Below are 4711 nucleotides of genomic sequence, written 5' to 3'. Positions count from 1 at the left end.
CCGATTTTAATTTAGGTTTGAGACCGCATAAATATTTCAAACAACCCGGCAGTGGAGAAGTATTCCGATAAATCAATTCTCGATGGCATCAGGCAGAGAAAGAACATCATTCTGGAATACATTTACAATGAATACTTTCCGCAGATTCTTCGTATAGTTGTGCGACATGGAGGCGATGAACAGGATGCCAGGGACCTTTTCCAGGAGGGGCTTATAATCATATTCAACAAGCTTGCAAAGGGCGAGCTTGAAATTAAAACCTCCTTTCACAACTATTTCATTGTAATTTGCCGGTTTCTGTGGTTCAGGCATAAAAACGTAAGTCATAATATCCATTATGACAGAATTGAGGATGAGTTGTCACCGGCATCATGGGATTCCGGAAACGAAAGCGGCATAAGCGGCGAGATTGACCTGAGCGATGAAATTGATGAAAGCACAGAAAGAGAAGAAACTGATGAGAGTGAATACAGCGACCAAAGCGCTGGCACCGGCATAAGCGCTGATTACACTGCATATCAGGATACTTCCTCTGATGCCGCCCAGGAAGGGATCGGTGACAGTGAGTACATTGAATACCTTAACAACCAAAGCGAAAAGATCTATCAGCGCCATTACAGGAAACTGCCGGGAGATTGCAAGAGAGTTATTAAAATGTTTTTGAAGAAAAGACCATTCAGGGAGATTGCATCAATAATGAAATACGGAAGCGAAGAGTACGGCAGAAGGAAGAAATACCTGTGCATGCAGCAGCTGATGAATCTGATCAATGATGACCCTGAATATATCGAACTGCAAAGGATAAAACGCAGCAGAGAGGAATAGCTGAATTCACCCAGCCGTTCCGGCAACATTCACCAGGCCATGCCGGCGATAGTCATCAGGCCATACCGGCGACAGTCATCAGACTGTTCCGGCGACAGTCTTCAGGCTGTTCTTTTACCGAAAAAAAATCCGCGCCAGACTGCAAAAATTATCAGGAGGGTAAACAGAACGAAAGTGACAACAGGATAGTAATGCCTGAATGATCCGAAAAGCCTGTCCGGATCACCGATACATACATATGCTCCCCAGAAGTAGGGATGCGACCTGAGCAGATCTGCATTTTCAATAAAATCAATCCGCGCCCTCCGCAAAGCCTCATCTTTACGGTGCCCTCTCAGCAGATACCGGTAAAAACCAATCATGATCTCGGCGCCCGATTTATCTTCGATCTCCCAGTGGGTCATCACTATTGACGGAACACCGGCATAAAGGAAGCCCCTTGCAAGGCTCATTACACCTTCACCGCGGTTAATTGTGCCGTACCCGCTCCTGCAGGAGCTCAGCACTGCAAGTCCGGCATTCAGCTCAAGATTGTATATCTCGTAGGTATTTAGAAGCCCGTCTTCGCGACCGGTACCGGTACCGGTATCTGCAAAAACAAGCTTTGAGAACATCGGGTTGTCATCATCTATCAGTGTATGCATCGCAAAATGGAGGAGGTCAAATTCACCGGCAATCTGTTTGAATCTATCCTCAGTCGCTTCATTATCAAGCAGCACCTTGCCTTCCATAAGTGCAGCAACTTTCATGGCTTCCTCCCTTGCCCCCGGAAGAGGTACAAGCTTGTCCCTGTAATACTGCCTGCTACTGGCAGTTTCCCCAGCCGAACCCTCTGAATACTCATAACCGGGGGCCATTGCAAGCACTCTTCTGCCTGACAGGGTTGATTTACGCCTGCTCTCCTTCCACAGGGTCGCAGAATAAGAATACGATACTGGAAGATCCCTCAGCAGATACGGCAGTATCCTGTAATTGTTACCACCCAGTCCGCTATCTGAAGTAAGAAGCAGCTCGAAAGGCAGATAGGAAAGAATTCCGTCCGGCACAATGATAAGCCTCCTGCTCCCGGTAAACTCAATCACCCTCTCAAGCAGAAGCCGGTAAAAGAAACGGGATGATTCGAAGAAAGTATTGAAATCCTCCGTCACATTGCGTTCAATGTTGCCGCCCGAAAGCACTTCGAGCATCCTGTCAAGATACCCTTCAACCTGGTTGCCGGTGGGAACAGACCAGAACCTGGCATCCCTGTTGGTGAGCGCAAAAATGTGGACAACAGAATCATTGTAAACGTAGGATACCATCGCGTCGCGGGACCCCAGCCCCCCCATTGCCTTATCTACCGGAATGGTTTCGGGATTGTACTTCAGTGCGTGGTAACCGGGGTATTCCTCCTCAAGACGGTTTATGAGCGATAGCAACTCTTTTTCAAGCGAAAAGATCCTTTCCTGCCAGAGCAATATTTTACCATTGTCCGGTTCAGGCAGCCTCTGCTCCTCATGGATCAGCTCCCTGTATGCAGCCAGCCGCCTGCTGAGACTTTGCTCCTCTGCAATAAGCTCTTCAGGCACACCACCGAAGGCGCGTGCCTCAATATTCCTGATGGAGGCCAGCAACCCTGATGCCTTGCTTCTTTCAGAAAAGCTGAAGGCTGTTTCAAGAAACTTCCTCTCTCCAGTGAGCCGGTACAGTTTTTCAGAAACATGCAAGGCATGCATGAACACCTCGTGCTCATTTGCCGCAAGTATCATGCGGCTCTCCTCGGAGTGGTAGCCGGTCCTCATCCTTTCTATGAGAGCGATTGCCGCCTGGAATGTTAAGAGGCTCTCCTCCAGCATTTCGCGACGATTCCCGTTGTATGACATATTATAAAAGGCCAGCGCTTTATGCCTGAGGCTGTTTATAGCAATATCCCCTGCAAAAACATGATCATCATCGCCGGGATGCACCCGTGGATCGGCAGAGCTGAATGTAGTGCTGTTGGCAACAAGCGATTCCTGGTAATACTGCAGTGCAGCTTCCCTGTTCCCGGTAACTTCATAATAATAACCAATGTTCAGAAGATTCATTGATAAATGCGGACCCTTGTCCCCATCCTGTGACCTGTAGATCTCAAGTGCACGCATAAGCTTCTCAAAGCCCCTTGCCGGTTCAACGGAATCTGAAACAAGGAATATCCCGTAATTCATAAGGGCCGGCGCCAGGTTAATGTGTCCGCTCCCCCACAAGTCTGCCGCCGCATCAACGGCAAGACGGTAATATTCATCTGCGGCCACCGTATCACCGGAGGCCGCATGGCAGTTCGCCAGGTTAAGAAGGGGGAGGTAGAGCCGGTCCGGATCAAACTCCCGGCGTATCTCTATCGCCTGCAGGTAATAATTTTTGGCATTCGCCAGGTCACCCGACCGCTCCAATGCAATGCCCTTGTTATTGTAGAGTGTCCCAATGTTCCCGTGAAGATCGTTCATGATGAATATGCGCAGGGCATTGTCGTAATAGGTGTGCGCCCTGGCAAAGTCCCCCTGCTCCCTGAGCAGGTTAGCCTGGTTCTGGTACACGGCACCCAGCCACCGGTGATCATTACCGTAATGCATGATACCGATGTGCGCAGCCGTATCGTAATATTGCATGGCCTCGGTGCTGTTGTTGAGCCTCCTGCTTACGGCACCAAGGTTTGAGTATGTCGAAACCATGTCGGACGACATGGCTCCTAGCTCCCTTCTCTTGATATCTAGTTCCCGTTTAAAAAAATACTCCGCCTGTTCAAAGTTGCCTGACTGGTAACTGTCAATTCCAAGGTTATTATAAATACGGGAAGAGTCCTGCACCGACCCGGGAGATTCCGGAATTGCATCAGCGCCATGGGTGGCAGCCGGCAGCAGCACCGCCATCAAAGCAGTCCGCAACAACGTCCGGCTGATATGGTCCCTGAATCTGAATTTCACGGCAATCATGGCTTCAGCAGAATATTTATGGTAAAAATAACCATTTCGGCAAACTATCCGCAGCCGGCAATTAACAAATCTCCTTTTTTTATCCTGTTTTCTGGCCGCCCGCCCCCGGAAACCGGTCCGGAACCCCGAAAACTTTTGCATCGGCGCAAAAAATTTTCATTTTTTTTTTGATCGCCATATAATCTTGTCTTTCTGTCTTTTATGCAGCTAAAAAGCAGCTCAAAAACAGAAAACTATTTTAAAACCATTGTCACGTTTTTTGATTTTATGCACCTCATAGTAGAGGCACGTTTCAAAAAGCAGAAATCTGAAACTCAAAAAAAATAACAATTAACCTAAAACTTACGATCATGAAATCAATGAATTTTTTCAGCCTGCAGACAGATGAAATGACCATTTTCGAAATGAACGCAGTTCGTGGCGGTGGAGGGGGAGGTACCTGGCCGGTAGACGAGGATATTCTACTGAGAGATTCTGATCTTGATGACGATGATGATGATGATGATGATGACCAGAATACCTGAGTGGATTAACCGGCGGTATAGCTGAAATTGCTCAGGATTGCCGCCAAAAAGATTTACCGCGGTTAATGTCACCGGTAACAGCTGCCGGCCTACAGACCGCAAAAACAAGGGATAAATGCAGGCCCGCACCAGGCAGGCATGGACCCCAAAACAAAGGGCAGGGTGCCGGACGAAACAGATCTGGCATTAACCCGCGAAAGAACAGGGATAAATGCAGGCCTTCACCAGGCAGGCATGGACCCGAAAAACAAAGGGCAGGGTGCCGGACGAAACAGATCTGGCATTAACCCGTAAAGGAACAGGGCGAAATGCAGGCCTTCACCAGGCAGGCATGGACCCCAAAACAAAGGGCAGGGTGCCGGACGAAACAGATCTGGCATTAACCCGCGAAAGAACAGGGATAAATGCAGG

General features: G+C 48.6%; 3 protein-coding genes. 2 read left to right on the top strand and 1 reads right to left on the bottom strand.

Going from position 1 to position 4711, the window contains the following annotated elements:
• Positions 1-27: 27 nt before the first annotated feature.
• Positions 28-825, top strand: a complete 798-nt coding sequence (locus EA408_00370) for a sigma-70 family RNA polymerase sigma factor (GenBank protein ID TVR75395.1) — start codon at positions 28-30, stop codon at positions 823-825.
• Positions 826-926: 101 nt separating this feature from the next.
• Here EA408_00370 and EA408_00365 read toward each other — a convergent pair whose 3' ends face one another.
• Positions 927-3917, bottom strand: a complete 2991-nt coding sequence (locus tag EA408_00365; protein TVR75394.1) for a CHAT domain-containing protein — start codon at positions 3915-3917, stop codon at positions 927-929.
• A 594-nt stretch (positions 3918-4511) separates the two neighbouring features.
• Between EA408_00365 and EA408_00360 the strand changes: the two genes are divergently transcribed.
• Positions 4512-4711 (top strand): hypothetical protein (locus EA408_00360; GenBank protein TVR75393.1); only part of this gene is annotated, 200 nt, incomplete at its 3' end.

It is taken from the genome of Marinilabiliales bacterium, assembly GCA_007695015.1.
Taxonomy (GTDB): Bacteria; Bacteroidota; Bacteroidia; order Bacteroidales; family PUMT01; genus PXAP01.
The sequence above is the reverse complement of the archived record's forward strand: the minus strand, read 5'-3'. Positions and strand labels throughout refer to the sequence as shown.

Excerpts from the sequence above, each read along its gene's own strand:
- EA408_00365 (TVR75394.1), bottom strand. The coding sequence starts at position 3,917 with ATGCAAAAGTTTTCGGGGTTCCGGACCGGTTTCCGGGGGCGGGCGGCC.